Genomic DNA, 2,559 nt, shown 5'->3' on the forward strand with positions numbered 1-2,559 from the left:
AACTTAACCTGATGTTAACCGGATCTCCATAAAAAAGTGTATCAAGGTAGGTTAGGATAACCAGCGTTGAGACAATATATCTACATATAGCTCTCAGTATCGAAGAAATGCTCTTTTTGAGCAGTGAACTCATCAATCGGTCGTAAGGAGAGAATCGATGGCAATGCCAGTTATGCAAGATGACGATGTCCTGTTGACATTCAAAGAGGCTATGAACTACCTGCGCGTCAGCCGTTCGACGCTCTACCGCTTGATGTGGTCTGGCCAGCTCACGGGGCACAAAGTTGGTAGCACATGGCGCTTTTACCGCGGTGACCTGCGCGCCTGTGTGGGCCGCGAGACGCCGACGCCTGTGGCTAAGCTGCAGGCCAAGCTGCAGTCGCGTCTCTCTACGCAGAATAACCAGAATCAGAATGCTACCACGGCTCACAATAGCTAGCGGCTTTATTATTCCTATCCTAAAGACGACACGTTGTAGCAGCATTCACTGGTTTGCGCCCTCCATAGCGAACCGGACAGGTGGCACAGCCTCTGTCCGGTTCGTTTTTTTATCCAAGCCCCAGGCTTTCCCCACCCTGTCGCCTTCTCCTCTTGCTCAGACCTAGTCCCAGCCAGACGAGCCATCGCTCTCTTTTCAGCAGACACCGATCTCTGATCTGAGAGGGGGGAGATGGCAGACACCCCTGCTCGCAGTTACCACGGCAAGCCGCTGCCACTCTCCTCCTCAGATGTGATCAAAGTCGATAATTTTCCAACTATCGCCTACCTGGCGCACCGTGAGCAGCACTGTGTAAGACAAGTGCCTGCGAGCTACATCAACCTCCACAGTATAGGTTGGCCCCTGCTCCAAACCGAGGTTAGGCAGCGAACGGATTTGATAGCTCAGAACTGGGCCATAGCGCTTATCGAAATCGTGCGCCTCCTGGACAAATTCCTGCTGAGTCAGTTGGGCATGAAAGCCGCCAGGCTGCAGATCCTGAAAAGCCTGAGCGTAGTCCTGACGCTGGATAGCATCATAGTAATCGTTCACCAGCATCATCAGGCCATTATACTGCTGCTGGAGTTGCCTGAAAGGACCGGCAACAACCCAGGCAGCAACCCCAATACAGGCAAGTAAGGCCAGACCCAGAATCGCTAGCGAGATCCAAACGACGCGACGCGAGCGCCTGGTCACAGCTACCGGAGTCCTGCTCTGGGGCCAGCCTGGACCAGCATAGGTAGAAGAAGAAGTAACAGAACTAGAAGGATAGATTTCCTGCTGAGGCGGTCTTTCTCGAGAAGTAGGAACAGAAAAAGGAGAAGATGCTGAAGGAGTTGGTAGGCGACCGCCGGCGGGAGTAGGCCCAGCCTGGGCTTGGGAAGCGCGTCTTTCTGCGCCGGGGGCGAGATGCTCATAAAACGATGGGGGCGGTGGATAGACAAAATCGCTCACTGGCTCAGCGGCTGCGGTAGACGGTGGTGGCCCCGAAGCCTGTTCAGGCGCTTGGCTTGCAGGCGCCTGTGAAGACGAGGCGCCAAGAGGGTCAGCAGCGATCTTCTGTTCTGGCACCTGCTGGCTCTGGCCACTGCTCCGCTGGGCACCTGCCGGCTCTGGAGACTGCATGAGCTTGCTCCTCAAAGAGAGTCAATCGAGTGAACAAGGCTTATTCACTCGTACCAAAAAGCTAGCAGATCAGGCCCCCACTGTCAAGGAAAACGCCAGGTGACGAGCGGCCAGGCTCCCGCGATCAAGCGACCTTAGCTTTGGATGATAGATAACTTGATCGCTTCGTCAGGCTTCCCATCATAGGCCAAGGACTGCGGTTTGCCTTCCTCTTGCCCGGCTGGGAGCAGCCCCCGAGTCTGACTCGATCAGAGCAATCAGCTAGGGCGAGAGCACAGTCCAGGGGAGAGAGGAGCGGCCATGAGGCAGTGTTTCTGCTTCTCCCGCCCTCATGACCGCTCCCCCGACAGCGCGAAATGGACAGGTGCTAGTTGCTCAAATTCTTCCTCCATCTCCATACGGACACGCCTTTCCGCTTCTGGACGAGAAAGCTGAAAACGGCGAGCGTAGGTAATGACACGATTCACAAAGGTTCGGCTAATCTCTTCACGCTGCCAGCGAATATCAGGCATGGGACGCAAATGAATGAGCGAAGGATCATAGAAGGCCGACTCAGGAAGAGCAAGGGCCACCAGTCGAGCATACTCATGCACAGCCTGACAGATCGCCGGCGAGAAGAAATCAGGCTGAGTACTGGAGACAATGAGGACCCCAGCGCAACGGCTAGCGAATAGGACAGGACAAGCACAGGCGCTCCGCTCAAAGTCCTCGGCAACGAACTGATGACGTTGCTCCCGATCCAGCTCACTCCAGGTCTGGAGACGTTGGAGCATTGCCGCAGTACCAGCCAGGGTTGTGCTGCCCAGAAAGGCCCGGCTCTCCTGCGTTTCCGACCAGGGGCTGGTAGCCCGGACCTCAGCTTCGTAGAGGGAGTGAATACCATCGGAGCGCGGTGGCATCAGCTCGGCATAGGTCAGCGCCAGACCACGCTGCTCGGGATCAAGGTGCTTAATGGC

General features: G+C 55.9%; 3 protein-coding genes. 1 reads left to right on the forward strand and 2 read right to left on the reverse strand.

The window, feature by feature from the left end; all coding sequences use genetic code 11:
• Positions 1-157: 157 nt before the first annotated feature.
• The gene (locus IRZ24_RS19260) at positions 158-439 is read left to right on the forward strand and encodes a helix-turn-helix domain-containing protein (protein WP_297168068.1); all 282 of its coding nucleotides are present in this window, start codon (positions 158-160) and stop codon (positions 437-439) included.
• Between the two features lie 285 nt (positions 440-724).
• Here IRZ24_RS19260 and IRZ24_RS19265 read toward each other — a convergent pair whose 3' ends face one another.
• Both IRZ24_RS19265 and IRZ24_RS19270 read right to left on the reverse strand, forming a co-directional pair.
• Positions 725-1,174, reverse strand: coding sequence for a hypothetical protein (locus tag IRZ24_RS19265; protein WP_297168070.1), 450 nt, complete (start codon positions 1,172-1,174; stop codon positions 725-727).
• Positions 1,175-1,932: 758 nt separating this feature from the next.
• A partial coding sequence (locus IRZ24_RS19270; RefSeq protein ID WP_297168073.1) for a GAF domain-containing protein occupies positions 1,933-2,559 on the reverse strand: 627 nt, incomplete at its 5' end.

Origin of the sequence: Thermogemmatispora sp., assembly GCF_019683755.1 — a bacterium.
Taxonomy (GTDB): Bacteria; Chloroflexota; Ktedonobacteria; order Ktedonobacterales; family Ktedonobacteraceae; genus Thermogemmatispora.

Excerpts from the sequence above, each read along its gene's own strand:
- IRZ24_RS19260 (WP_297168068.1), top strand. The coding sequence starts at position 158 with ATGGCAATGCCAGTTATGCAAGATGACGATGTCCTGTTGACATTCAAA.